General features: G+C 71.6%; 24 protein-coding genes. 7 read left to right on the plus strand and 17 right to left on the minus strand.

Going from position 1 to position 24,466, the window contains the following annotated elements; translation table 11 throughout:
- Positions 1-25: 25 nt before the first annotated feature.
- Positions 26-469, minus strand: coding sequence for a nuclear transport factor 2 family protein (locus AB0M46_RS36470; protein WP_363343777.1), 444 nt, complete (start codon positions 467-469; stop codon positions 26-28).
- A 94-nt stretch (positions 470-563) separates the two neighbouring features.
- On the opposite strand from AB0M46_RS36470, the gene sigJ reads away from it, so the two are divergent.
- On the plus strand, positions 564-1,439 hold the full coding sequence (gene sigJ, locus AB0M46_RS36475; RefSeq protein ID WP_363343779.1) for an RNA polymerase sigma factor SigJ: 876 nt from the start codon (positions 564-566) through the stop codon (positions 1,437-1,439).
- Positions 1,440-1,744: 305 nt separating this feature from the next.
- Here the strand turns inward: sigJ and AB0M46_RS36480 are convergent, their stop codons facing one another.
- The gene (locus tag AB0M46_RS36480) at positions 1,745-1,969 is read right to left on the minus strand and encodes a hypothetical protein (protein WP_363343780.1); all 225 of its coding nucleotides are present in this window, start codon (positions 1,967-1,969) and stop codon (positions 1,745-1,747) included.
- Positions 1,970-2,356: 387 nt separating this feature from the next.
- On the opposite strand from AB0M46_RS36480, the gene AB0M46_RS36485 reads away from it, so the two are divergent.
- The 4 genes from AB0M46_RS36485 to AB0M46_RS36500 all read left to right on the plus strand — a co-directional run bounded on the left by AB0M46_RS36485 (position 2,357) and on the right by AB0M46_RS36500 (position 6,268).
- Positions 2,357-3,154, plus strand: a complete 798-nt coding sequence (locus tag AB0M46_RS36485) for an SAM-dependent methyltransferase (RefSeq protein WP_363343782.1) — start codon at positions 2,357-2,359, stop codon at positions 3,152-3,154.
- A gap of 1,278 nt (positions 3,155-4,432) precedes the next feature.
- Complete coding sequence (locus tag AB0M46_RS36490) at positions 4,433-4,771, plus strand: hypothetical protein (RefSeq protein ID WP_363343784.1); 339 nt, start codon at positions 4,433-4,435, stop codon at positions 4,769-4,771.
- 169 nt (positions 4,772-4,940) lie between these two features.
- Positions 4,941-5,519 carry a sigma-70 family RNA polymerase sigma factor gene (locus AB0M46_RS36495; RefSeq protein ID WP_363343786.1) on the plus strand — a complete coding sequence of 193 codons (579 nt, stop codon included), beginning with the start codon at positions 4,941-4,943 and terminating at the stop codon, positions 5,517-5,519.
- Positions 5,519-6,268: a hypothetical protein gene (locus AB0M46_RS36500; RefSeq protein WP_363343788.1), complete on the plus strand. Its 750-nt coding sequence runs from the start codon at positions 5,519-5,521 to the stop codon at positions 6,266-6,268. The genes AB0M46_RS36495 and AB0M46_RS36500 overlap by 1 nt, the downstream gene beginning before the upstream one ends.
- Positions 6,269-6,378: 110 nt before the next feature.
- On the opposite strand, the gene AB0M46_RS36505 is transcribed toward AB0M46_RS36500, so the two are convergent.
- From AB0M46_RS36505 to AB0M46_RS36515, 3 genes are all read right to left on the minus strand, one after another.
- Positions 6,379-6,738: a hypothetical protein gene (locus AB0M46_RS36505; RefSeq protein ID WP_363343790.1), complete on the minus strand. Its 360-nt coding sequence runs from the start codon at positions 6,736-6,738 to the stop codon at positions 6,379-6,381.
- A gap of 19 nt (positions 6,739-6,757) precedes the next feature.
- Positions 6,758-7,870, minus strand: coding sequence for an XdhC/CoxI family protein (locus tag AB0M46_RS36510; protein WP_363343792.1), 1,113 nt, complete (start codon positions 7,868-7,870; stop codon positions 6,758-6,760).
- Positions 7,871-7,986: 116 nt separating this feature from the next.
- The gene (locus AB0M46_RS36515) at positions 7,987-8,565 is read right to left on the minus strand and encodes a nucleotidyltransferase family protein (RefSeq protein WP_363343823.1); all 579 of its coding nucleotides are present in this window, start codon (positions 8,563-8,565) and stop codon (positions 7,987-7,989) included.
- 178 nt (positions 8,566-8,743) lie between these two features.
- Here AB0M46_RS36515 and AB0M46_RS36520 point away from each other — a divergent pair, with 178 nt between their 5' ends.
- Positions 8,744-9,238, plus strand: a complete 495-nt coding sequence (locus AB0M46_RS36520; protein WP_363343794.1) for an NUDIX domain-containing protein — start codon at positions 8,744-8,746, stop codon at positions 9,236-9,238.
- Between the two features lie 31 nt (positions 9,239-9,269).
- Here the strand turns inward: AB0M46_RS36520 and AB0M46_RS36525 are convergent, their stop codons facing one another.
- From AB0M46_RS36525 to AB0M46_RS36555, 7 genes are all read right to left on the minus strand, one after another.
- Positions 9,270-10,955 carry a bifunctional 3'-5' exonuclease/DNA polymerase gene (locus AB0M46_RS36525; RefSeq protein ID WP_363343796.1) on the minus strand — a complete coding sequence of 562 codons (1,686 nt, stop codon included), beginning with the start codon at positions 10,953-10,955 and terminating at the stop codon, positions 9,270-9,272.
- A 34-nt stretch (positions 10,956-10,989) separates the two neighbouring features.
- Complete coding sequence (locus tag AB0M46_RS36530) at positions 10,990-11,907, minus strand: carbohydrate ABC transporter permease (RefSeq protein ID WP_363343798.1); 918 nt, start codon at positions 11,905-11,907, stop codon at positions 10,990-10,992.
- Positions 11,908-11,917: 10 nt separating this feature from the next.
- The gene (locus AB0M46_RS36535) at positions 11,918-12,778 is read right to left on the minus strand and encodes a sugar ABC transporter permease (protein WP_363343800.1); all 861 of its coding nucleotides are present in this window, start codon (positions 12,776-12,778) and stop codon (positions 11,918-11,920) included.
- Between the two features lie 61 nt (positions 12,779-12,839).
- Complete coding sequence (ngcE, locus tag AB0M46_RS36540) at positions 12,840-14,255, minus strand: N-acetylglucosamine/diacetylchitobiose ABC transporter substrate-binding protein (RefSeq protein WP_363343802.1); 1,416 nt, start codon at positions 14,253-14,255, stop codon at positions 12,840-12,842.
- 23 nt (positions 14,256-14,278) lie between these two features.
- Positions 14,279-15,031, minus strand: coding sequence for an SIS domain-containing protein (locus AB0M46_RS36545; protein WP_363343825.1), 753 nt, complete (start codon positions 15,029-15,031; stop codon positions 14,279-14,281).
- Positions 15,032-15,069: 38 nt separating this feature from the next.
- Complete coding sequence (locus AB0M46_RS36550; RefSeq protein WP_363343804.1) at positions 15,070-16,074, minus strand: MurR/RpiR family transcriptional regulator; 1,005 nt, start codon at positions 16,072-16,074, stop codon at positions 15,070-15,072.
- Positions 16,075-16,437: 363 nt separating this feature from the next.
- Positions 16,438-17,706 carry an aspartate aminotransferase family protein gene (locus AB0M46_RS36555; RefSeq protein WP_363343806.1) on the minus strand — a complete coding sequence of 423 codons (1,269 nt, stop codon included), beginning with the start codon at positions 17,704-17,706 and terminating at the stop codon, positions 16,438-16,440.
- Positions 17,707-17,759: 53 nt separating this feature from the next.
- On the opposite strand from AB0M46_RS36555, the gene AB0M46_RS36560 reads away from it, so the two are divergent.
- On the plus strand, positions 17,760-18,779 hold the full coding sequence (locus tag AB0M46_RS36560; protein WP_363343808.1) for a hypothetical protein: 1,020 nt from the start codon (positions 17,760-17,762) through the stop codon (positions 18,777-18,779).
- Between the two features lie 28 nt (positions 18,780-18,807).
- Here AB0M46_RS36560 and AB0M46_RS36565 read toward each other — a convergent pair whose 3' ends face one another.
- The 5 genes from AB0M46_RS36565 to AB0M46_RS36585 all read right to left on the minus strand — a co-directional run.
- Entirely contained in the window at positions 18,808-20,346 is a 1,539-nt protein-coding gene (locus tag AB0M46_RS36565) for a PucR family transcriptional regulator ligand-binding domain-containing protein (RefSeq protein WP_363343810.1), read from the minus strand.
- Positions 20,347-20,413: 67 nt separating this feature from the next.
- Entirely contained in the window at positions 20,414-21,673 is a 1,260-nt protein-coding gene (locus AB0M46_RS36570; protein WP_363343812.1) for an MFS transporter, read from the minus strand.
- 147 nt (positions 21,674-21,820) lie between these two features.
- A complete protein-coding gene (locus AB0M46_RS36575; RefSeq protein WP_363343814.1) occupies positions 21,821-22,477 on the minus strand; it encodes a hypothetical protein in 657 nt (218 codons plus the stop codon).
- A complete protein-coding gene (locus AB0M46_RS36580; protein WP_363343815.1) occupies positions 22,467-23,060 on the minus strand; it encodes an RNA polymerase sigma factor in 594 nt (197 codons plus the stop codon). Before AB0M46_RS36580 ends, AB0M46_RS36575 begins: the two co-directional genes overlap by 11 nt.
- 8 nt (positions 23,061-23,068) lie before the next feature.
- Positions 23,069-24,466 (minus strand): bifunctional polysaccharide deacetylase/glycosyltransferase family 2 protein (locus AB0M46_RS36585; RefSeq protein ID WP_363343817.1); only part of this gene is annotated, 1,398 nt, incomplete at its 5' end.

Below are 24,466 nucleotides of genomic sequence, written 5' to 3' on the forward strand. Positions count from 1 at the left end.
TCGCGCGGCAGCGGGACGGTGGTGGTCATGCCCCGGCCCGCGGCGCGTTGCCCCCGAGGGGGGACATGTCGACGTAGCGCATCTCGTACACGCGCTCGCTGAACTTCCAGCCGTCCCCGGTGCGCCGGTACCGGTCGTGGTAGACGGCGTAGTTCACGCCCTGCTTGCCGTCGAGCAGCCGGGCGATCTCCTGCATGTAGGTGCGGCCGGTCGCGGTGTCGCCGTCGAGCTCGATGATGCCGGGGTGCGAGTTCTGCACGAAGAAGTCCCACCGCGCCTGGAGCTGCTCGCCCACGACGCGGATCTCCTCGCGCCCGGTCATCTCGGCGACGGGGGGCATGCGCAGCACGCCGTCCTCGGTGAACAGCGACGCGAGGCGGGCCCGGTCGCGCATCATGACGGCGTCGGTGAACTCGCCGCGCAGCGCCTCGATCTCAACGCGGTCGGCGATCGCTTGAAAGTCGGTCATGCCCGTTCCGACACCGCAGCCGCCCGCAATGTCAGGCTCGGTGTCCGGGCGGGACGCACCTCACATTCCGGTGCGCTGTGCTGTCGGAGAAGGTATGAGCGACCGAGTCATGAGCGAACGCCGGCAGCTGACCAACGTGGCGTACCGGATGCTCGGCTCCCTGGCCGACGCCGAGGACGTCGTGCAGGAGGCCTACGCCCGCTGGTACGCCCTGTCCCCGCGGGAGCGCGACGCGATCGCCGCACCGGGCGCCTGGCTGACCACGGTGGCCACCCGCACCAGCCTCAACCTGCTCGGCTCGGCCCGGGCCCGCCGGGAGCGCTACGTGGGCGAGTGGCTCCCCGAGCCGCTGCCCGGGCGGCGGGGCTGGGCGGACGGCGCCGTGGCCGACCCGGCGGACCGGATCACCCTCGACGAGTCGGTCGGCATGGCGTTCCTCGTCGTGCTGGACCACATGACGCCGGCCGAGCGCGTCGCCTTCGTCCTGCACGACGTCTTCCGGTACTCGTTCGCCGAGGTGGGCCAGATCATCGGCCGCACGCCGGCCGCCTGCCGCCAGCTGGCCCTCTCCGCCCGCCGCCGCATCCGCGAGTCGCGGCGGCCGGCCACGCCGACGGGGACGCGGGCCCGCGTCGTGCGGGACTTCAAGCGGGCGTGGGAGGCCAAGGACGTCAAGGCCCTCGTCGGGCTGCTCGACCCCGGCGCCACCCTGGTCGCCGACGGCGGCGGCCTGGTCGGCGCCCTGCGGCGGCCCGTCGCGGGGGCGCAGCGGGTCGCCCGCACCTACCTCGGCATCGCCCGCGTCGCGCCGGGGCTGACGCTGGTGGAGCGCCCGGTCAACGGCCAGCCCGGGCTGGTGGGGCAACTGGACGGCGTCACGGTCACCGTGTTCGCGTTCCAGGTCGCCGGCGGCCAGATCACCGACATCTGGGCGATCCGCAACCCGCAGAAGCTGCGGGCCTGGGCATAGGACCGCCTACTGGACCAGCCCCGCGGCCGGCGCCACTGCTAAAGACTTTTAATCCCCTGGAACGCGTCATCATTGTCGCCCAAATCGAGTTGCTAGCCTCGCGCTGGCCAACGTTCTTCGCTGGATCGGTGGGCGGGGCACCGAGGAGCCGTCCCGGCGATCCGACCTTCTGATCCGTAGCGGCGTCCAAGGCCGGCCGAGGTCAGTTGAGCGGACATGCCGCCGGTCGGGCTTGGCTGGTTGGCGTGGCTGTCACGCTCGGTAGGCCATACACGCCGGTAGTCCCGGCCGGGCAGCATCACTGATCACCCCTCGCCGCCGGGCGACTGGAAGGACGGTTCGTTGGTCCAGGGCTCGCCCAGCCCGGTCCGGTAGGCGCTCTCGCCCGGCTCGAGGTCTAGCACGTCGAGCAACGTGAGGTCGTGCTCCACGGCGTGGTGAAGGTGACTGAGTTTGCCCGTTGCGGGGTCGGCGTCGCTCGCGCCGATGAGTTGCCAGAGTCCGTCGTCGGCGTCGTGGCTGACATACAAGATCGGCTCTGTCCGTGCGAAGACCTCACCGGTCTGAATGCTGGTCGTACCCAGCAGCCAATGCTTCCGATGATGGCATCAGCGGGTGCGGTCCTTCGCTGGTGTCATGTTGTCTCAGCAACCCCATGATCACCGATGGATCGCATCTGTCCCGCACCACCCCAACCCCGGCCACGGACGCCGACATCCGCCCAGGTCAAACGCCTGTCAATCGACTACGCAAACACCCTGGCACTCAACCCGCGGCCCTACCATCGCCTCGTCACCGAGCAGGTCGGGGAGTAGCCGCCACCGGCCGATGTTGTAGAGTACGTCGGACTCGTACAACAGCGATAGAAGTCAGTGGTCACCTCGCACACGACGAGCCTTTTACATAGGAGCCTGGCTATGGTCGACCCGGATTCCGAGCTCGCCGCGCAGCTTCGTTTCGATGTGCCACACGCGGCGCGGATCTGGAACTACTGGATGGGCGGCAAGGACAACTTCCAGGCCGACCGGGCCGCGGGGGACGCAGTGGTCCAGGTCTATCCGGAGATCGCCGTCATGGCGCACGAGTCCCGGCAGTTCCTCATCCGGGTCGTGCGGTTCCTGGCGGCCGAGGCGGGCGTCCGGCAGTTCCTCGACATCGGGACGGGCCTGCCCACCATGCAGAACACCCATGAGGTCGCCCAGCAGGTCGCGCCCGAATCCCGGATCGCGTACGTCGACAACGACCCGATGGTGCTGGTGCACGCCCGTGCCCTGCTGACCAATTCCAGCACCGAGGGCCGAACAGACTATGTCCACGCCGACTACCACGACCCGGAGCTGATTCTCGCCGAGGCGGCGAAGACGCTGGACTTCTCCGAGCCGGTCGCTGTGATGTTCATGGGCGTCATGGGCTACGAGCCCGACCTGGACGTGGTGCGTTCCATCGTCGGGCGGGTGATGGACAGCGCCGCACCCGGCAGCCACCTGGTCCTGTGGGACGGCACCGACACCACCCCGGCCGTGGTCGAGGGCGCCAACAAGCTGGCGGAGAGCGGCGGTGTCCCGTACATCCTGCGCAGCCCCGACCAACTGGCCGGATGCTTCGAGGGTCTCACGATGGTGGACCCCGGCCTCGCGCCGATCACGCAGTGGCGCGCGGAGGACCCTGCGGCCGAGCACATCGACGCGTATGGCGCCGTGGCCCGCAAGCCGTGACGCGTCCCTGATCGGACGGGGCTGCGTCCCGGGAGGTGTGCCGCAACAGCCGTCGAACAGGGCGTCAGTCGTGGTCAGGGCGTGCTCCGCAACGTCGCCGCCGGGCCGCTGAATGCCGCATGCGGCGTGATCAACGACAGCGTCTCGTTCTGCGGCGCCGCGCTCCGGCTCGCCATGAACCCGAATGGCCCCGTCAGTGGCGCTGCTGTCGGGGTCGTTCCTCGTCAGCGCCGCCCACCAGGCCGCCGGATGCGGGCACCACCAGATAGTCCCGGCCGGCGTGCGGTGGTCACCACCGGACGCTGCCGCACGAGGATCAGATCGGGACAGGTCATCGGCTCGAGGTGCTGCACCGCGCCAGCCGGGAATGGTGCCGGGTGGTGCACGGCGCCGACATCCTCGACAACCTCGACATGGACTAGGCGCTACACCTGCTCACGGTCGCCGGCCTGGACGTAGCCGACCTCGCGACACCGACAACGAGGCGGCGTGACACACCGCCGTCGCGGGGAACCGGGCGTCGTTGAACCGCTCGCCGACCGCGGCGAGCCGCCCGGTAATGATCTTCACGGCAGGGCGGATCCAGACGCCGTCAGATGCCGACACAACACTGCTCGCGGCCAGTTCGGCCAGCCAGGCACGGCCCAAGATCCAGACGGGTCGGCACGAACCAGCACGCACCGGCGCCAACCGATCTGGACCCTTCCGAAACAGCCGATCACTTCGGAACACATCAGGTCCACTGTGAACGAACGAAGAGAGGCGGTTGATCTACGTTTCCGCAGGTCAATCGCGCCTCTTGATGTTGCGCGCCCGAAGGGACTCGAACCCCTAACCTTCTGATCCGTAGCGACCTCGGCAACGGCACCGTCCTGCAGGGCTTCGCCCTGCGCGGACCGGTGATCGCCAGCGCCGGCACTGGCGGACTCCTCAACGCCTCCGCCGACATCGCCGCGGACCTGCTCACCAAACAGATCGACCGCTACACCGACGCCGCCACCAGCTAGACAACCGACGGGAAGGGCCGTCGGCTGGAACTCCTGGACCGGCCCCAACGTCGGCTCCGTCGGTATCACCGTGACCGCCCTAGTGATCGCCTGGATCGTGTACCGGGTCGCCCGCACGACCCCGGACCCGGGTCGCCCGCATGCGGAAGGCCGTCCCACCACTGGAACTCCGGCCCCGTCGAAGGCACCCGGCTGTGTTCCGGAAGCGGTAGTGGTTGTCCTGGAATATGGCCACCGTGCTGATCTGAAGACGGTCGAGGGCGGTGGGGGTATGGAGGTGACGCTGGCCAGGAAGGGCTCCCGGCGGATCATCGTCAACGGTGTCGATTTCCGCTGGACAGTGCGCCGCAGGCCCACATACTGCCAGGCCAATGGCTGGTCGCCACTGAAGTTCGTGGTGGAGCGGGCCGAGGAACCTCAGGGGGCCTTGCTGGTCGTGTCGTTGCCGTGTGCGCATCCCGGCAACTGGATCGGATTGCAAAGCCGATCTGTGCGTCCCGCGATGGTGGCCGCGGGTATCCGCCAAGCGCTGACCGGCGGCTGGCAGCCCTCGCGGCCGGGGCCGGTGTTCGCACTGACGCTCAGCGACACAATCAGCGCATGGTCTTGATGTCCTGCAGAACGCCGCCGCACTGCGCGCCCGGCCCGCCGCCCTGCCCCGCCACCTGCCACCCGGTCGCCGCCGCGGTGGCCGGCCTGGCAGCGCGGCCCCCGGTCGCCTTGCCACAGCAAGCCGGTGAAACCCGCGGTGAGGGGTGCGGACACTACGGAATGTGGCGGTGAGCGAGCAGGACGAGGCGCTGCTGTGGCGGCGTGCATGCGGCGGTGACGCGCAGGCGTTCGCCGCCGTGTTCGACCTGCACCGCGACCGCGTCTACGGGCAGGCCGTCCGACTGCTCGACACCCGCAGCGACGCCGAGGACGTCACCGCCTCGACATTCCTCGAACTGTGGCGTCGCCGAGCCGTGGTGCGGTTGGTCAACGGCTCAGTGCTGCCCTGGCTGCTGGTGACCACGGCGAACCTGGCCCGCAACGCGGCCCGAGCACGCCGCCGCTACCGCGACTTCCTGGCCCGGCTGCCCCACGAGCCGGCCGCGTCGGACGCCGCCGACGTGGCCCTGGCCGGCCGGGACGTCGGCGTTGACCCCAGGCTCCGGCAGGCCCTGCGCAGCCTGCCTGAGCGAGACATGGCCTTGCTGATCCTGGTGGCCTACGAGGACTGCGCGGTGGCCGACGCCGCCGCGCTGCTGGGGATGACGCTGGCGGCGGCCAAGACGCGGCTGCACCGCGCTCGACACCGCATCCGCGAGCAGCTTCCGGACTTCCCTGCGGCCCTCGACCGGACCGGAGCCCTGTGATGACCGTGCAGATGAACGACTGCTACGCCAGCGCGCTGCGCGCTGCGTTGATCGAGCACGTCGAGGCCACCTCTGCGCGTCGCCGGCGGACCGGCCTGCGTGTGGTCGCCGGCGTTGGCGCCGCCGTGCTGGTGCTCGGCGGAGGCGTCGCCGCCGCGGACGCCGGGTGGCTCTCCCTGCCCGGCGGCGACGTCGTCGCCACCGAAGCCCCCACCGTGACAGTCACCCGCACCGGATCCGCCACCGTGGAGCTCGGCGCAGCGCCGAAGGGCACCACCGACGTCATGCTGAAGCTGACCTGCCTCACCGCCGGCACCTTCACGTTCGAAGACGGGGCATCCCTGGTCTGCTCGCCGGCCGACGCCAGAGCCGGCAATGTGACCACCTACAAGCTCGCCCTCGCTCCCGGCCAGCACTCCACGTCGATCACCACCGCCGACGGCGCACGGTGGACCCTCAGCGCCACCTACGCCCACGTCGCCGTCAGCGAGTGGGGCAAGAACGCTGACGGCCTGACCTACGGCGTGGTCAACGAGCGCGGCGCCCCTGACCTGGTCGCCGTCATCGCGACCAACGGCCGCCGCGGCTACGCCTACAACCGCGACCTCAACCCGCCCGGCCCCACGACCCTGCAAACCGGCACGGAACCGCCGCGGACGGTCCCGGTCTACACCTCCGATGGCCACACCCGTATCGGCGAGTTCGTCATCGGCGGCCCAGCTGCCGGACCAAGCAGCCCCGGCGGGTGACACTCGAGCTCTATGACGCCGTCGCGACCGGCTGTTCCAACTGCCGGCTACAGCACCGGTCCTCGGAGAGCACATAAGCGCCGTTCCGGTGCACCCGCCTCGCGCTGCGGCTACGCGCGGTAGGGCCGGAAGAACTCGCGCAGCTCCTCGGCGTACACCTGCGGCTGCTCGAACGGGGCGAAGTGCCCGCCGCGTGCGTGCTCGCTCACCCGCACGGTATTGGCGATCCGGTCGAGCCAGGGCCGGGGCGGCCGCACGAGGTCGGCCGGGAACAGCGAGAAGCCCGACGGCACCTCGACCCGGCGGGCGTGCGCGGCACCGTACGCGTGACCGCCGGCCAGCTGACGATGACCACGGACGCAGGCACCGAGCCCACATCCGCCGCCGAACCCGCCGACCGGCCAGTCGTATCGCTGCTGCCGATCGGCCCAGGCCCGGACAAGATCTACAGAGCCTGGATGGACAGCCACGTCCCGGAGCTGCGGACTCTTAGCCGTGGTGGATGCGGCCGGAGGTGGTGGTCAGCCGGGCCCCGCCGCCGCCCCACCGCCCCGCGATGATCTCGGCGGCGATGCTCACCGCGGTCTCCTCCGGCGTGCGGGCGCCCAGGTCCAGCCCGATCGGCGAGGACAGCCGGGCCAGTTCCGCCTCCCCAGCCCCGGCCTCGCGCAGCCGCGCCATCCGGTCCTCGTGCGTGCGCCGCGACCCCATCGCGCCGATGAAGGCGAAGTCGTGGGCGAGCGCCACCCGCAGCACCGGCACGTCGAACTTCGGGTCGTGGGTGAGCACGCACACGACGGTGCGCTCGTCGACCCGGCCGGCGTCGATCTCCCCCTGGAGGTACCGGTGCGGCCAGTCGACCACCACGTCGTCGGCCCCGGGGAACCGTTTCGACGTCGCGAAGACCGGGCGGGCGTCGCAGACCGTCACGTGGTACCCCAGGAAGCCCCCGATCCGCGCGACGGACGCGGCGAAGTCGATGGCCCCGAAGACGAGCATCCGGGCCGGTGGGGCGTACGAGGCGACGAAGAGCGTCAGGCCCTCGCCGCGGCGCTCCCCGTCCGGGCCGTAGTGCAGCGTGTCGGTGCGGCCGGCGGCGAGCAGGCCGCGCGCGTCGTCGGTGGCGGCGGCGTCGAGCCGGGGCGAGCCCAGCGTCCCGTCGACCGAGTCGGGCCAGACCACGAGCCGGCGGCCGAGGCGGCCGGCGGGGCCCTCGACGACGGAGACGACGGCGACCGGGTCGCGGCGGCGGATTGCCGCGGCCACCCGGTCCAGCTCCGGGAAGGACGCCGGGGTGACCGGCTCGACCAGCAGCTCGATGATGCCGCCGCAGGTCAGCCCGACGGCGAAGGCGTCGTCGTCGCTGACGCCGTAGCGCTGCACGACCGGGGCGCCGGCCGCGACCACCTCGCGGGCCAGCTCGTACACGGCGCCCTCCACGCAGCCGCCCGACACGCTGCCGACGGCGGTGCCGTCCGGGCCGACCAGCATCGTGGCCCCCGCCGGGCGGGGCGAGCTGCGCCAGGTGCGCACCACGGTGGCCATCCCGACCGGCTCGCCCGCCCGCCACCAGCCCAGCAGCTCGTCCAACACCTCACGCACGGCGAACCTCCATGTTCTCCACCAACGCCTTGAGCGCCGCGATCGTATGGCCCGCCACGAGGGCGCCGACGTGCGGGAGCGCCGCGGCCGGGCGCGCCGCCAGCCGGACGACGGGGTCAGTCCGCCGGCGGTACGTCGAGATCGGTGTCATCGGCGATGTCCTCGCACGGCACGCCCTGCACGTCACCGGCGTGCGCGATCAGGTAGGCCCGCGCCCCGACGTCGGCCGTGGCCAGCGTGCTCACCCCGGGCCAGTGATCGCGGCCGAGGATCACCGGGTGGCCGCGCTTGCCCTTGTAGGTCGCGGTCAGCAGGGCGCCCGGCCCGGGCGGGGCGGCGGCCAGCAGCCGGGCCACGGCGTCGGGCCCGATGCCGGGGGTGTCGACGAGCAGGACGGCGACCGCCTCGGCGTCGGTCTCGGCCAGGGCGGCCAGGCCGACCCGCAGCGAGGAGCCCATGCCGCTCTTCCAGGTCGCGTTCTCCAGCAGCTGGGCGTCGCCGAGCTTCGCCTCGTCACGGACCCGGCCCGCCTCGGCGCCGAGCACGACCCAGATCCGCGCGCAGCCACCGTCGCGGAGGGTGGCAACGGCGCGCTCGACCAGCAGGCGGCCGTCCTCGTGGTGCACGAGGGCCTTGGGCCCGCCATACCGGCGGCCGCCGCCTGCGGCGAGAACCAGTCCGACTATCGCGCTCAGCGCCGGCTCCTACGAATGGTCATGTCCCGTACCGACTCGCACCAGATTAGTACGCCGCCCAGTCCGGCTCGATGAGGCTCCGCTCCGATCGACCCGGACCAGGCTCCGCCCAGTCTGGCTCGATGCGGCTCCGCTCTGATCGACCCAGACCGGGCGGCGATCGGTAGGCTGCATGCTCATGGCCCTCCATGATCACTGTTCGTACTGCGGCGCCGCCTATCCGCAAGGGTCGGCCTGGCCGCGGGTGTGCGCGGCCTGCGGCGAGACGACCTGGCTCAACCCCACGCCGGTCGCGGTGACCCTGCTGCCGGTCGATACCGGCAACGGCCGCGGGGTGCTCGTGGTCCGCCGCAACATCCCGCCGTTCATCGGCGAGCTGGCCCTGCCGGGCGGCTTCATCGAGGTGGGCGAGACCTGGCAGGAGGCCGCGGTCCGGGAGCTGCGCGAGGAGACCACGATCCTGGCCGACCCGGGCGACGTGCGCCTCTTCGACGTGCACAGCGTGCCCCGCAGCATCCTCGTCTTCGGGCTGCTCCCGGCCCGCCCGCTGGCCGAGCTGCCCACGTCGGTCAGCAACGAGGAGACGCAGGGCATCGAGATCGCCCTCGAGCCGGCGCAGCTGTGCTTCCCGGCGCACACGGACATGCTGGCCGCCTACTTCGCGTCGGAGTAGCGCTCGACGATCGAGACGCCCGGGGGGCCGCCTACTTCGCGTCGGAGTAGCGCTCGACGATCGACACGTCCAGGGGGAAGCGCACCTCGGTGTCGCCGAAGAGCAGCCGGCGGGCCTCCTCGCCGGCCGCACGCACGGCCGCGGCGACCTCCTGGGCCTCCTCCTGCGGGCAGTGCACGATGACCTCGTCGTGCTGGAAGAAGACCAGCTCCGCGCGGCGGCCGGCCAGCGCCGTGCGGAGGCGGGCCAGCAGGACCAGGGCCCACTCGGCCGCGGTGCCCTGGATGACGAAGTTGCGGGTGAACCGGCCGCGGGCCCGGCCCTTGGCCCCGCCGCGGGACTCGACCTCGGCGCCGGGCTCGTCGAAGCCCTCCCGCCAGCTGACCGAGGCCGGTGGGCAGGTGCGCCCGAGCCAGGTGCGCACCAGTCCCCCGCTCTCGCCGGTGCGGGCCGCCTCCTCGACCAGGTCCCACGCCACCGGGTAGAAGCGGCGCAGCGCGGCGAGGGCGGGCGCGGCGTTGCCGCCGGTCTGGCCGTACATCGCGCCGAGCATGGCGATCTTGGCCTTGGCCCGGTCGCCGTCGAACGCGTCGGTGGCCAGGGCCGCGTAGAGGTCGCCGGCCGCGCCCGCGCGGGCCAGGCGCCGGTCGCCGGCGACGGCGGCGAGCACCCGGGGCTCCAGCTGGCCGGCGTCGGCCACGACCAGCGCCCAGCCGGGGTCGGCGACCACGGCCCGGCGCACGATCTTGGGGATCTGCAGGGCGCCGCCGCCGCGGGTGGCCCAGCGGCCGGACACGACGCCGCCGGGGATGTACTCGGCCCGGAACCGCCCGCCGGTGACCCACTGGTCCAGCCAGGACCAGCCGTGCGCGGTCCAGAGGCGGTACAGCTCCTTGTACTCCAGCAGGATCGGCACCGCCGGGTGCTCGACGTGCTCCAGCTCCCACTTGCGGGTGCTGCGCAGCATGATGCCGGCCCGGGCGAAGGCCCGCAGCAGCTCGGCCGGCGAGTCGGGGTGCACCCGCTGGCCGAGGGCCTCGTTGAGCCGGACGCCGAGCTCGGCCAGGCGGGCCGGCGGTCCGCCGACCGGCGAGGGCGGCCCGAGCAGCTCGCGCAGCAGGGCGTCGTGGACGTCGGCCCGCCAGGGCAGGCCGGCCAGGCCCATCTCGACGGCGACGAGCGCGCCGGCCGACTCGGCGGCCACGAGGGTGCGCATGCCGCCGGCCCGCGGCGCGAGGGGGTGGGCGGACGGCAGCTCGGGCAGCGCCTCGATCCGCCGCCGCTGGGCCTGATAGACGGTCAGGAGATCTGCCAGCGGTACCGCGGGAGCGTCGAACGCGTCGAACAGCGAATCCTGCGACAGTCCCGGGGGCTCGGCGGGCCGCGCGGGAGGGTCCGGCGGCACCGGGAGCCCGGCGAGCCGGGCGGTCGCCGCGGCGAGCGTGCGCGGCTGGCCCCACGCGCCCTCGGCACCGAGCAGGAGCGCCTCGGCCAGCTCGAGGTCGTGGCAGCGCTCGACGCGGACTCCCCGCCGTACCAACCGGGGATAGATCTCGGCCGTGCAGGCCCAAAGCCAGCGGGGGCGGTCGCGTGACTCGACTTCCGCGACCGCCCCCGCCAGATCGGGGACGAACCGCTCGGGCCCGGCGGGCGTGCCGTCGTCGGCCAGCGGTCTGAGCAGACCACCGGCCCCGGACGGCACCAGCGCGACGAGCACGAGCCATTACACCGCACCCCGCAGGGTGCGGGACCTACTTGACGGCGCCGGCGGTGAGGCCGGCCTGGATCTGGCGCTGGAAGATGATGTACATCACGATCATCGGCAGGATCGAGATGCTCAGCGCCGCGAACAGGCCCGACCAGTCCGCCTCGTAGCCGGCCGCGGTCGAGATGTCGGCGATGCCCTGCGTGAGCACCCACTTGTCCTTCGCCCCGGCCATCAGGACCAGGGGCAGGAGGTACTGCGCCCACTGCCCGATCAGGTTGAAGATCGTGAGGCTGATCAGGCCCGGCTTGGCCATCGGCAGCATCACCGAGAAGAACAGCCGGGTGTGCGAGGCCCCGTCGATCGTCGCCGCCTCGGCCACCGAGTTGGGCAGCGACCGGAAGAACGACGACAGGAAGAAGATCGTGAACGGCAGGGAGTACGCGATGTACACCAGGATCAGGCCGGTGTAGGTGTTGAGCAGCCCGAAGTTCTTCACGACGAAGAACAGCGGGACGACGGCGAGGAACGGCGGGAACGCGATGCCGGCCACGAACGCGAAGTAGAGGATCCGGTTGCCCCAGAACCGATACCGCGCCAGCACGTACGCCGCCATCGAGGACAGCAGCATCGTGCCGGCCGTGCTGATGCTCACGACGATCACGCTGTTGAGCACGTAGCTGCCGACGTGCGCCTTGTTCCAGGCCCGGCCCCAGTTCTCCCACCGCAGTTCGCCCGGCATGGTCCACGGGGCGCTGAAAATCTCGGTGGTGTTCTTGAACGAGGCCAGGAACACCCAGATCAGGGGCACAATGATGAGCAGGGCCCACACGGCCAGCAGGACGTGACCGATGCTGCCGAGCAGGTTGAACTTGCGCCGGGGGGCCGGCCGCGCCGCCCGGGGGGCGGAGTGGCCGGGTCCGCTGTGCTGGCCAGGCGTCTCCCGGCCGATGATGGCGGTCATTCCTGGCCTCTCAGAACTCGTACGCTTCGCGCCGGGTGACGCGCAGCGTCAGCGCGGCGAACGTGAGGGTCAGCAGGCACAGCGCGACGCCGTAGGTGCTCGCGTCGCCGAAGCGGTTCTGCTGCATGTTGTTGTAGATCTCCAGGCCGAGGACGGTGGTGGCGCCGTCCGGGCCGCCGTTGTCCTGGGCCAGCACCTGCACGATGGCGAAGCCGTCGAAGGCCATGATCCCGAGGTACACCCACGCCGTCTGCAGCGTGTCCCACAGCAGCGGCAGGGTCACCGAGAAGAACAGCCGGATCTTGGACGCGCCGTCGAGCTCGGCCGCCTCGTAGATCTCGCCGGGGATGTTGGCCATGCCCGCCGAGAAGAGCACCACGTAGAAGCCGACCGCCTGCCACACCAGCACCGCGATGATCGAGGGCAGCGCCAGGTTCTTCTCGATCAGGAAGCCGATCGGCTTGTCCAGCCCCGCCTTCAGCAGCACGCCGTTGATCAGGCCGGACTCGTTCGGCCGGTACACCGTCTGGAACAGCACCGCGATGACCGGGATCGCGAGCACCTGGGGGAGGAAGAACACCACGCGGTAGAACTTCGACCCCCAGACGCCGCGGGTCTGACCGCCCTGGCCCTTGCCCCCCACGTTGAGCATGAAGGCAAAGACCAGGGCGAACGCGATGGTGATCAGCGGCAGGAAGACCAGCATGATCGCGTGGTGCTCCAGCGCCTGCCAGAACCGGTGGTTTTGGAACATGCGCGAGTAGTTCTCCGTCCCGACCCACTTGGGCGGAACGAACCCGCGCCACTGGGTGAACGACAGACGGATCGTCTGCACGTACGGGGACAGGACGAAGATCGCGTAAAGCGTCACCGGCGCAACCAGGAAACCCACAATGAAGGGGTATCTTCCGTGCCGCATGATCAGACTCCGATCAGCGCTTGAACTTGGTGATGGACGAGTCCTTCTTGATCTCGTCGGCCTTCTTCTGGATGCGCTCGACGAACGCGTCGGCCTTGATGCGGCCGAACATGAGCTCGTTGGTCGCGGTACGGGCCTCCTTGTCGAGGTCCTTGTACCAGGCGTCGAAGTACAGGTTGAAGACTTCCTGGCCGGCCGCCTTGAGGGCGTCCTGCGAGGACTGGGTGCCGGGGGTGAAGGTCAGGCCCTCGGTGCTGCCCTGGACGATGGTGGGCGCCTTCACCGTCTCGGTGAAGCCCTTGCCGCCGGCCTTCGACAGCATCTGGCGCATGTACTCCAGGCCGCCCTTGGGGTTCTTGCTCTTGGCCAGGACGATGTAGCCCTCACCGGCGGCCGCGCGCAGCGCCGTCGACTTGAGCTTGTCCGACGAGGTGATGCTCGGCGTCGTGAGCACCTGGTACTTGAAGTCGGCGGGCGCGTCCTTCTTCTGCTCGTTCTCGAGCCAGTCACCCGACGGGTACATCGCCAGCTGGTACTGGTTCTGCTTGAGCTGGACGTCGGTGTGCTTGAGACCCTCGGCGCCCTGCAGGTTGTACTTGGCGCCGATCTCGGCCCACGCCTCGGCGGCCTGCTTGACCGCGTCGGCCTTCCAGGCCCCGTCCTCGAGGTTGTCGATGTTCTTGAGGACGTCCGTGCCACCGATCTTGGCGGCGCTGGTGAGGATGATGTTCCACTGGTAGTAGGCGGCGTTCGCACCCGCGTAGGCGTACGGCGCGATACCGGCCTTCTTGATGTCATCGCAGAGCGCGGTGAACTCGCTCCACGTGGCCGGCGCCTTCCAGTTGTGCTCGCCGAAGAGCTTGCCCGAGTACCAGATGCCGTACACGGTGGAGACGTAGTACAGCACGTACGGCTTGCCGTTGAACGAGCCGGCCTCGATGGCGCCCGGCATCAGGGTGTCGCGGACCTTCTTGTTCGGGTCGTCCACCGACGGCGCGTCGAACAGCGCGGTGAGGTCCTGCAGCTGGCCGTCGGCGACCAGGGCGCCGAAGTCCATCGCCTTCTCACCCGAGTTGTTGACGAACTCGGGGGCGTTGCCGCCGGAGATCAGCGGCTGGATCAGGGTGCTGATGGCCTGGCTGGACTGGTGCTTGACCTCGGACTTCGGGTGCGCCTTCTTGTACAGCGGCTCGTGCACGTCCGTGGCGTACTTGTCGCCGTAGCCACCGTTGAAGATGACGACGTTGATCGGCTGGTCCTCCGGCGCACCGAGCGGGTTGGTCGCGGTGACCGACCCGGTGTTGCTGTCGGCCGGGGTGTCGTTGCTGCTGTCGGCGCAGGCGGCGAGCAGGCCGGCGGCCGGCGTCGCGAGCGCGGCCACGGCCCCCGCCCGCTTCAGGACGGTACGACGAGTCAGGTCATTGGACATTTTGGGGGTCTCCTCGGTTCGGGTCAGGCGGTTCGCCGGACACGCCCGGCGTACCGCGACTCGAGGGTGTGGTTGTGCGCGTCCCCACCAGGGACGTTTGCGGACAGGTAGACGGGTGCCACCTCGCCCGCAGCCTCGATGCGTCGCACGACCTCCGCGACCACCAGCTGCGCGAGCAGCGCGTTGGTGACCGATGAGACCGGGCAGACCGCGCCGCCGCTCTCCAGCGACAGCAGTGCGTCGCCGTACGGCGCGCCGTTGTCCAGCACGACGTCGGCAATGTCGGCGAGCCGCTGGCCCGAGGGGTGCCTGGGGGACACCCGAGCGGTGTGCTCGACCGATGTGATCGCGATCAATTTGTGCCCGCGCTGCTTGATCAGCAGCGCCATCTCGACGATCCCCCCGTTGATCCCCGACTGTGAGGCCATCACGAACACGTCCTCCGGACGCGGCGCGGCGATCTCGTAGAGCCGGACCGCGATGCTCGGATCGCGTTCCAGCTTCTCGTCCTCGAGAATCTTCGGGTCCGCGCCGCCATAGACGACGAGGTCCCGAAGGAGGATCTTGTTCGTCGGCACGAGGCCTCCGGCGCGGCCGGCGAAGTCCACCGCCACCGCCTCGGAGTGTCCCGTGCCGAACGCTTGGAGGAGGCCGCCGGCGCGCAGCGCGGCGGCGATGTGGTCGGCCGCCTGGCTGACGGTGTCGACCTGGGTGAGGGCGATCCGGTCGATGACCGACTGGATCGCGGAGACGTAACCGTGAGCGGTGACGGCCATCCCGTCGCCCTTTCTCGCGCGAGCGTCCTGGAGGGTGGTCACGGCGCGTCCTTTCCGGTGGCCGACCGGTGACCGGCGACCGCCTGGGCCGTGACGGAGAACGCTGCGTGGGCGCGCTCGTGGGTGCGCTGGGCGACCGCGATGTACAGCAGGTCGAGCACCACGAGCTGCGGGTGGCGGGCCGAGAGGGCGTCGGGCCGGAACGTCGTGGCCTGCGTCGCGGTGAGCAGGACGATGTCGGCCAGCTCGGCCAGGGGCGAGCGCGGGAAGCTGGTCAGCGCGATCGTCGTCGCGCCCCGGCTGCTCGCCTCGGCGAGCATCTCGATCGTCTCCCGGGTCTGCCCGCTGTGCGACACGCCGAGGGCGACGTCGCCGGGCTTGAGCAGCGCGGCGCTGGCCAGGCCGTTGTGCACGTCGGCCCAGGCCCAGGCGGGGATGCCGATGCGGTGCAGGCAGAACTGCATCTCGCCGCCGACCAGCGCGCTGCCGCTGGCGCCGTAGATGTCGACCCGGTCGGCCCGCGCGATGGCCTCCGCGGCGCGCTCCACCTCGGTCAGATCCAGCAGGGCCGCGGTGTCGTGCATGGCCTGGGTGTCGGCCGCCATGATCTGCCCGAGCACCCGCTCCAGCGGGTCGGTCGGCTGGATCTCGCGCCCGATGTCCATCGTCCAGCCGCCCGTGCGCGCGGCCCGGCCCGTCTCGCCGGCGATGGCCAGCCGCAGGTCGGCGTAGCCGACGAAGCCCAGCGCCCGGCAGAAGCGGGTCACGGTGGCCGGCGACGTGCCGCTGCGCTCGGCGAGCTCGACGATGGTCGAGCGGGCCGCGGCGGCCGGGTCGGCGAGGACCAGCTCGGCGACGCGCTGCAGGGCGCCGGTGAGCTCGGGCAGCCCGGCACGGACCCGCACCAGGACGCTCTCCCCGGCCGAGGCCGAGGCGATCGAGAAGCCGTCGCCGGGCACCGCGCCGGCGACCGGAACGGCGGACACCGGCGAGGCGCTGACAGCGGTCTGCACCGCCGTCGTGAGCTCCTCGCGAGATGCCATCTCGTTCCCCCTCATCAAAGTTCCCTAACTGTTGCGGTAAAAGTTCTTACTGAGGGGCCCTTCTTGTCAAGGAGTTGGGCGAAGTTTTCAAACCGTTACCTAAGAAGTTGATCTTAAAGGTAGCTAAAACCCCAGCTCAGACCCAATATTGATCTTGTCCGGAGGTGTGTTCTGCGGACGTCCAAGAAGACCATCCGGGCCGGGGGTCGCGGCAGCCTGCCGCCGATATTTAGCCCGTTTTGTTACAAGCGGAGGGTCGGCGGGATTCGCCGGTTTTCACGAGAAACGGCCGAACCAACCCCCCTTTGGGATGGTTCGGCCGCCGGCGATTGACCTTTTGACCTGGGCGTTCTCAGTTCGAAGTCAGTTCGAAACACTTCCGTGCTCGGATAGGGCGCTGGTCAGAATTTCCAAGCCTTCCCGCGCCTCGTCCTCGGTGAGGTTCAGCGGCGGGCCCATCCGGATCGTCGTGCCGTACAGCCCGCCCTTGCCCACCAGCAGGCCGTCGCGCCGGCACGACTCGAACACCGCGGCGGTCGCCGCCGGGGTCGTGAGCTCGATGCCGATCATGAGCCCCTTGCCGCGCACCTCGACCACGATCGGGCTGCGCACCGCGCGCAGGCCGCCCAGCAGGATGGCCCCGGTGCGGGCCGCGTTGGCCTGCAGGTCGTGCTCCACGATGTAGTCGAGCACCGCGTTGCCGGCCGCCGTGGCGATCGGGTTGCCGCCGAAGGTCGAGAACGAGATCCCCTGCACCGACTCCAGCACCTCGGCCCGCCCGACCACGCCGGCCAGGGCGATGCCGTTGCCGATGCCCTTGGCGAACGTCAGCAGGTCCGGCGTCACGCCGTGGGCCTGGTAGCCCCAGAAGTGCTCGCCGGTGCGCCCCCAGCCGGTCTGCACCTCGTCGCTGATGAGCAGGATGCCGTGCTCGTCGAGCACCCGCTGCCACACCGCCATCAGCTTGTCCGGGCCGTGCGTGAAGCCGCCGACGCCCTGGATCGGCTCGGCGATCAGGCAGGCGACCGGCCCGGCCGTCGTGGTGGCGAGCACCTCGCGCAGGTCCTCCTCGGCCGCCTCGAGGTACCGCTCGTCGCTCATGCCCCGCAGCAGCCCCCGCAGGCGGTCCCCGGAGTGCAGGTAGCTGACGTTGTACGGGCTGTAGGCCGACGCCGACCACGCCCGGTTGCCGGTCACCGCGATGGTCGCCGCCGTGCGGCCGTGGTAGCTGTTGCGCACGGCCAGGATGCTGTTGCTGCCCCGCCGGTTCGTGGCGACCTGCAGCGCCGCCTCGTTGGCCTCGGTGCCGGAGTTGGTGAAGAAGACCCGGGCGTCGGGGATGCCGGACAGCTCCGCGATCTTCTCGGCCAGCTCCACCTGCCGGCGGATCAGGTACAGCGTGGAGGTGTGCACGATGCCGGTGCGCAGCTGCCGCTCGATCGCCTCCCGGACCTCCGGCAGGTCGTAGCCCAGCGAGTTGGTCAGGACGCCGCCGAAGAAGTCCAGATAGGTCTTTCCGTTACTGTCCGTGACGCGAGCGCCCTTGCCCGTGACGAGCTCGATCGGCTCGTCGTAGTACAGGGGCATCCAAGCGGGCATGACCCGCCGATGGCGGGTGAGTAGGTCGTCCATGCCGTACATTCTCACGCTGGCGTTTTCCGGGCGCTTCGGTATGCTGACCCGCGATGTTGACGGCACCCAGGCGCCTCCTCACGCTCCTGGTCACCGCACTGCTGCTGGTGACCACGTTCGGTAACGCCGCGACGGCTGAGCCGACCCCCGGGGCCAACGAGGACGGCGGCCAGAACCTCACCGTGCGCCAGGCTCTCGACAAGGCCAACGCGGAGTACAACGACGCGAAGGGCCGGCTGGACAAGTCCGTGGCCGACCAGGCCGCGATCGCCGACCAGCTGACCAAGACCCAGACCACGCTGGGCGAGCTGCAGGCGGCCGCGGGCGCGATCGCCAACGCCGCCTACCGGGGCCGGCGGGTCAGCCTGGTCAACGTGATCGTCGGCGCCGAGAACCCCGACGACATGCTGCACAACATGGTCACGGTGGAGTACCTCGTCCAGCGCGAGAACGACCAGCTGCACGCGGTCATCGAGACCCAGAAGCAGCTGGAGCAGCAGCAAAAGGACATCGACGCCGCGGTCGCCAACCAGCAGGCCCAGCTGAAGATCATGGAGGCCAACAAGAAGGCCGCCGAGAACGCGCTGCGCAAGGCCGGCGGCGGCGCCGACGTGTCCGGGGCCACCCCCTCGGGCGGCAAGGTCACCACCAACTCGGTGGGGCGCAGCTCGGACGGCTCCTACCCGTCCGAGGGCTGCACGATCGACGACCCGACGACGAGCGGCTGCATCTCCCCGCGCATGCTCAACTTCTACAACGAGGCCCGCAAGGCCGGCTTCACGCACTACACGAGCTGCCACCGCAACGGCGGCGGAGGCGACCATCCCCTGGGCAAGGCGTGCGACTTCTCCGCCAATGCATCGACATTCGTCAACGCCAGGGCGACAGGGGCCGACAAGACCTACGGGGACAACCTGGCCGCCTGGGCCCTGGCCAACTCCAAGAACCTCGGCGTCAAGTACGTGATCTGGTACAAACGCATCTGGCAGCCCAGCAGCGGCTGGAAGTCCTACGGCGGCGACGGCACCCCGGCCGGCGACCACTACAACCACGTGCACATTTCGATGCAGTGATGCGGGGCGGGCACCGCCGGCCAACGCCTCAGCTGCGCAGGGCGTCCAGGGCCAGCAGGGCGACGTGCAGGGACAGGCAGGCGGGGACCGAGTCCAGGTCGGCGCCCAGGATCTTGCGGATCTTGGCCAGCCGCTCGTAGAAGGCCGGGCGGGACAGGTGGCTGTGCTCGGCCGCGGCCGACTTGTTGCGCCCGCACTCCAGGTAGACGCGCAGCACGCCCAGGAGCTGCTCGCGCGGGTTGTGGGCATCGTAAGCCAGCAGCGGCCCCAGCTCGCGCTCCACGAATGTCTGCAGCCGGGGCTCGTCGCGCAGCATGTGCAGCAGCCCGGCCAGGCCCACGTCGGTCAGGCGCACCACGCCGCTCACCGGATGGCGGACCGCCTCGGCCACCTGTGCCGCCTCGACCAGGGAGCGGCGGGCCTCGCGCGGGGACGAGACCCCCTCGCCCGCGGCGATGACGACCGGCTCGCCGCCGGCCGAACGCTGCAGCCGCTCGGCGAACTGGCGCAACACCTCGGGCTCGTCCGACCCGTCGCGCAGGGCCAGCAGGACGCCGGCGCGCAGCGGGTCCAGGGTGCCGACCAGGCCCTTGACCGAGAGCTCCGACAGCACCCGCTCGGCCGCGGCGGCCACGGCGGGGCGCAGGACCAGGCCGACGAGGTGGCGGCGCTCCAGGACCACGCCGAGCGCCCGGGAGCGCAGGGCCACCTCCTCGACCGGCATGGTGTGGTTGAGCAGCGCGGTGAGGAGCGTGCGCTGGGGGCCCTCCGGGTCGGGGTCGATCAGGCGGCCCAGGGCCAGGGTGGAGGCGGCCCGCTCGATGAGGATGACGTGCCGCGCCTCGGCCGCCGGCACGCGCATGAGCAGACGGCCCCAGTCCTGGCCGCGGGCGCCGACCGCGGTCACCAGCCAGCCGGAGCCGGCGTCGTGCGCGGTACGGCCCGCCGGCCGGATGGCCCGCGAGTGCGACTCCCAGGTGGCCAGCAGCAGCTCGGCCGAGCCGCCCGCGGCGTCGTAGGCCAGGACCTGCCGGGACAGATTCTCGAGGACGACCGGGGCGCCCGCCAGCGCGGCCGCCTGCGCGACGACCTCGGCGGGGCCGGCGCCCTCGACCGACAGGTCGGTGAAGCGCTGGTGGATCTCCTCGGTGGCGCGCAGCTCGGCCAGCTGGGCGTCGATGATCATCGAGTGGACGGCCTCGGTGATGGCGACGAACGGGGTGCCCCGGTGCAGCTCGACCAAGGGAAGGCCCAGGTCGGCGGCGATGCGGACCATCGCCTCGGGCAGCCGGCGGGCGTAGCGGCGGCCCATCTCCACCGCCAGGCCGCAGGCGCCCACCTCGGCCAGGTCGGCGATGTACCGGCGCAGGCCGGCGTCGTCCGGCGGCAGGCCGATGCCGGTCGTGAGGACCAGCTCGCCGCCGCGCAGCAGGGTGGCGATGTCCGGTACCTCGGAGCTGTGCACCCAGCGCACCGCCGCGTCGAGGCCGCGCTCGCCCGCCACGACCCGCGGGGCGCCGTTGCGCACCTGCTCCAGGTCGAGCACCTCGCGGACGGTCGGGAACATCAGCGCGGATGCTACCGCCTGGCGGGCCTCGCGTGAGCCTACCGGCCCTCCTATCGCCGCGGTGGGCTCACGTGAGCGCGCCGGCCTCCTGGAGGGCCTCCGGGCGGCGCTGCCGGATCGGGGTGGCCAGCGCCGCCAGCGCGATGGCCACGCAGGCGGCGCCGCCGGCCACGCAGGTGGCCATCACGCCGTAGCGGGCGGCCGCCCCGGTGAGCGCGGCCGCGCCGATCGGGCCGAGCGAGTTGTGCAGGGTCCAGAACGCGGACGTGACCCGGCCGAGGAGGTGCTGCGGCGTGACCTCCTGCCGCAACGACATCGAACAGATGCCGGCCCAGCCGGTGGCCAGCAGCTGCACGGTGGCGAGCGCGCCGACGGCGATCGCGCTGGTGGTCAGGCCGAGCCCGGCGATGGCCACGCCGCACAGCGCCCACGAGCCGATCCAGCAGGCGCCGAAGCCCAGCCGCTTGCGGAACGGGGCGACGGTGCTCGCCGCGAGCAGCGAGCCCAGCGTGGCCGCGGCCAGCACGTAGCCGACGATGTTGTCGGAGCGGCCGAGGTCGTGCTTGAGGTAGTAGATGATCAGGTCGGTCAGGCCGGTGGTGATGAACAGCAGCAGCGACAGCAGCACGGTCAGCGAGCGCAGCACCGGGTGCCGCCACAGGAACGTGACGCCGGCCAGGAAGTCCCTGAGCAACGCGCGCCGCCCCGAGTCGACCGGCGCGGCGGCCGTGGCCCCGGCCGTGGGCCGGATGCGGATCAGCAGCAGGCCGGCGGCGGAGGCGGCGAAGGTCGCGGCGTCGACCGCCACGGCGGCCGAGGGGCCGAGCGCGGCGGACACGATGCCGGCGAGCATGGGGCCGCCGACGCTGGCCACCGCGTAACTCGAGTAGAGGTGCCCGTTGGCCCGGGTGATCTGATCGGGCGGTACGAGGGCCGGCACCACGGTCACGTAGGTGACCTGGAACTGCATGGCGAAGGCGCCGGCCAGCGGGACGACCGCGTAGATCAGCCAGACCTGCGGCGAGATCAGCCACACCAGCGGCACGATGCCGTAGAGCACGCAGCGCGCCACGTCGCAGCCGATGAGCAGGGCCCGCCGGTTGGCCCGGTCGGCGATGTAGCCGGCGAACACGCCGGTGACGACGGACGAGACGCCGACCAGGCCGGTCACCACGCCCATCTGCACCAGCGAGCCGGTGGCCTGCAGCACCAGCAGCGGAATCGCCACGAACGAGAACGAGTCGCCCAGTGCCGACAGGGTCTGACTGGCGAGCAGGACCTGAAAATCCCTGCTCCGCCACAGGCTGACGTCGCCCCCGTTGGACATCAGCATCAATGGAACCGGCGGAGCCGCCGGCTGTCAACCGGCCCGCGGCGGTCCGGGTCATCGTCCAACGGAAGCACTTCGTGGCCGGCACGTCTTCAGCGCCGAGGTCAGCCTCGCTCGGCGTCGCCGGTGGCCCGGGCGCGGGCGTCAGGGGTGCGACGGATGAGCGGGGTGGCTGGGCTGGCGGCCGTTGCCGCTGTTGCTGTTGCTGTCGCTGCCGTTGTTGCCGTCGCCCTTGTTGCCGTTGCCGTTGCCGCTGCTGCCGGCAGGGGTGGGGACCGCGGCGGAACCGCTGGGGGCGACGGCGAGCAGCCGCCGGCAGTACTCCTCGATCGCCGGCTGGCCGCCCGCCAGCCGGGCGAGCTCCTGGCGTTCCTCGGCGGCGACGGGACGGGCGTGCGGGTCCGCCCGGAAGGCCAGGAACCGCTGGCAGGCCTCGGCCGGTACGAAGGACGCCGTGACGGACGACGCCGGCCCGGCCGTCGCCGTGGCGCGCGGCCGCCCCGACGGACGCTGGTCCGCCGGCGCCGTGCTCGGCCGGTCGTTCTCGCCGATCCAGGCCCGGACCGGGTCGGGCAGGTGACCGGTACCGGCCGCGTAGGCGGTCCCCCCGACCGACACCGCGGCGAGCCCGGCGAGGGACAGCGCGATGGCCCGGCGGCGGCGCCGGTTCACGGGCCGGTACGCCCGGCGGAAGCCGGCGACGGCCGCGTCCTCCCCGGCCAGCTCGTGCGGCCGGCCCGGCGCGGCGGCGGCCCGCAGGAGCTCGCCCAGCCGGCCGTCCGGCAGTTCCTCAGGATGCATCTGAACCGTCCTCGGCGGCGTTGCGGTAGTCGCGAACCTGTGGGTGCTCGGCCAGCCGGCGCAACCCGCGCATCGTGGCCACCCGCACCGCACCGGAGCGCTTGCCGAGCACCTTGGCGGTGCCGGCGACGTCAAGACCGGCGACGACCCGCAGCATGACGGCCTCCGCCTGTTCGCGCGGCAGGCTGGCGATCAGCCCGACGGCCCGGTCGGTGTCGGCGAGGGCCACCACCTCGGCCGCGGCGTCGGGCGCGACGGCCGACGCGGCCAGCTGGTCGATGGCCTCGTGCGGCTCCTCGTGCCGGCGCCAGGCGCGCCGGTTCTCGTCGATGCCGCGGTTGCGGGCTATGCGGAAGAGCCAGACCCGGAACGCCGTCGCCGTGCCCCGGAACCGCGAGAGGTCCCGCGAGACCTGCAGCCAGGTCTCGGAGGCGACGTCCTCCGCGGCGTCGCCGCACACCACCCGCAGGTACCGCAGCACGTACGGGTGCAGGGCACGCCACAGCACGGCGAACGCCGCGGGATCGCCATCGATCGCCGCGGCAAGCGCCTCCGCCAGGTCTTCGTCGGCCACCCGTCGCATCGAAGCCGTCATTGACGCGCGGCCGCCAACCCGGAGCGGGTCATGGGCCGCCAGCGCTGCCGCCCTCCGAGCATGGCCGCCACCGTCGCTTGCACAACGACAAGATAGAGCAAGTACCGATAGACGGCCTGCTGCAGTGGTACTGCCCATACGGCGCCGACCCGCTCGCCGTCCAGGTGCAGCGCATATGCGGTCGTGGCCATCTGCAACGCGGTGAACCCGAACCACACCGCCGCGACCTGGGCCCAGGGCAGGAACAGCGCGCCGTACAGCGCGTAGACGTCGATCAGCGGCGCGCACAGCGGCAGCAGCATCTGGAAGAACACCAGGTAGAGCAGCCCGCGCCGGCCGAGACGCCCGGCGCCGCCCGGCTCGCGGACCGCGGCCCGGTGCTTCCAGGCGGCCTGCATGGTGCCGTAGCACCAGCGGTACCGCTGCCGCCACCACTGCCGCAGGGAGCCCGGCGCCTCCGTCCAGGCCACCGCCCCGTCGGCGTAGACGGCGCGCCAACCTGCGCGCAGCACCGCCATGGTGAGGTCGGTGTCCTCGGCCAGCGTGCCGGTGGGCACACCGCCGGCGTCGCGCAGCGCCTGCCGCCGGAAGGCGCCGATCGCCCCGGGGATGGTCGGCATGCACTCGCCGAGGTCGAACAGGCGCCGGTCGAGGTTGAAGCCGACCACGTACTCCAGGTGCTGCCAGCGGCCGAGCAGCCCGCCCCGGTTGGCGACCTTGGTGTTGCCGCTCACCGCGCCGACCGCCGGATCGGCGAGGGGCTGCACGAGCCGCCCGATCGCGTCCGGCTCGAACACCGTGTCGCCGTCGACGAGCACCAGCAGGTCGCTGCGGGCCGCCGCGATCCCGGCGTTGAGCGCGGCGGGCTTGCCGGCGTTGGCCTGCCGTACCAGCGACAGCACGGGCATGTGCAGCCGCATCCGCTCGACGATGCCGGCGGTCGCGTCCGTCGAGCCGTCGTCGACGACGATGATCTCCACGTCGGGATAGTCGGAGCCGGCCAGCGACTGGACCGTCTGGGCGATGTTCGCGGCCTCGTTGTACGCCGGGACGACGACCGACACCAGGCCGGCGTACTGCCCCGGCCGTGCGGACCGGCGGGAGCGGCGGGCGTGCCGCCGGGCGGCCGTGACCTGCACGGCGAGCCGCGCCAGGGCCAGCACCGTGGCGACGATCACGATCCACCGGATCGCGACGGCGAGCAGGTGACCGATCGTCTGGCTCCACCGCAGCGCGAGCCCGCCGGCGACCGCGCCCCGCCCGGCGGCCGCGGCCTCCGGCAGGCCGAGTCCGGCCGGCACGGTGCGGAACAGGGCACCCTGCCCGCCGGCCAGGATCCGCCGGGTGGCCTCGACGGTCTGCGAGCGGTCGCCGCCGCCGTCGTGCAGCATGAC

This window comes from Dactylosporangium sp. NPDC051485, from assembly GCF_040682015.1.
GTDB lineage: Bacteria > Actinomycetota > Actinomycetes > Mycobacteriales > Micromonosporaceae > Dactylosporangium.

Excerpts from the sequence above, each read along its gene's own strand:
- AB0M46_RS36470 (WP_363343777.1), bottom strand. The coding sequence starts at position 469 with ATGACCGACTTTCAAGCGATCGCCGACCGCGTTGAGATCGAGGCGCTG.
- AB0M46_RS36545 (WP_363343825.1), bottom strand. The coding sequence starts at position 15,031 with ATGGCCGTCACCGCTCACGGTTACGTCTCCGCGATCCAGTCGGTCATC.
- AB0M46_RS36490 (WP_363343784.1), top strand. The coding sequence starts at position 4,433 with ATGGAGGTGACGCTGGCCAGGAAGGGCTCCCGGCGGATCATCGTCAAC.
- AB0M46_RS36560 (WP_363343808.1), top strand. The coding sequence starts at position 17,760 with ATGTTGACGGCACCCAGGCGCCTCCTCACGCTCCTGGTCACCGCACTG.
- sigJ (WP_363343779.1), top strand. The coding sequence starts at position 564 with ATGAGCGACCGAGTCATGAGCGAACGCCGGCAGCTGACCAACGTGGCG.
- AB0M46_RS36550 (WP_363343804.1), bottom strand. The coding sequence starts at position 16,074 with ATGGCATCTCGCGAGGAGCTCACGACGGCGGTGCAGACCGCTGTCAGC.
- AB0M46_RS36530 (WP_363343798.1), bottom strand. The coding sequence starts at position 11,907 with ATGACCGCCATCATCGGCCGGGAGACGCCTGGCCAGCACAGCGGACCC.
- AB0M46_RS36485 (WP_363343782.1), top strand. The coding sequence starts at position 2,357 with ATGGTCGACCCGGATTCCGAGCTCGCCGCGCAGCTTCGTTTCGATGTG.
- AB0M46_RS36565 (WP_363343810.1), bottom strand. The coding sequence starts at position 20,346 with ATGTTCCCGACCGTCCGCGAGGTGCTCGACCTGGAGCAGGTGCGCAAC.
- AB0M46_RS36520 (WP_363343794.1), top strand. The coding sequence starts at position 8,744 with ATGGCCCTCCATGATCACTGTTCGTACTGCGGCGCCGCCTATCCGCAA.
- AB0M46_RS36575 (WP_363343814.1), bottom strand. The coding sequence starts at position 22,477 with ATGCATCCTGAGGAACTGCCGGACGGCCGGCTGGGCGAGCTCCTGCGG.
- AB0M46_RS36570 (WP_363343812.1), bottom strand. The coding sequence starts at position 21,673 with ATGTCCAACGGGGGCGACGTCAGCCTGTGGCGGAGCAGGGATTTTCAG.
- AB0M46_RS36555 (WP_363343806.1), bottom strand. The coding sequence starts at position 17,706 with ATGGACGACCTACTCACCCGCCATCGGCGGGTCATGCCCGCTTGGATG.
- AB0M46_RS36580 (WP_363343815.1), bottom strand. The coding sequence starts at position 23,060 with ATGCGACGGGTGGCCGACGAAGACCTGGCGGAGGCGCTTGCCGCGGCG.
- ngcE (WP_363343802.1), bottom strand. The coding sequence starts at position 14,255 with ATGTCCAATGACCTGACTCGTCGTACCGTCCTGAAGCGGGCGGGGGCC.
- AB0M46_RS36500 (WP_363343788.1), top strand. The coding sequence starts at position 5,519 with ATGACCGTGCAGATGAACGACTGCTACGCCAGCGCGCTGCGCGCTGCG.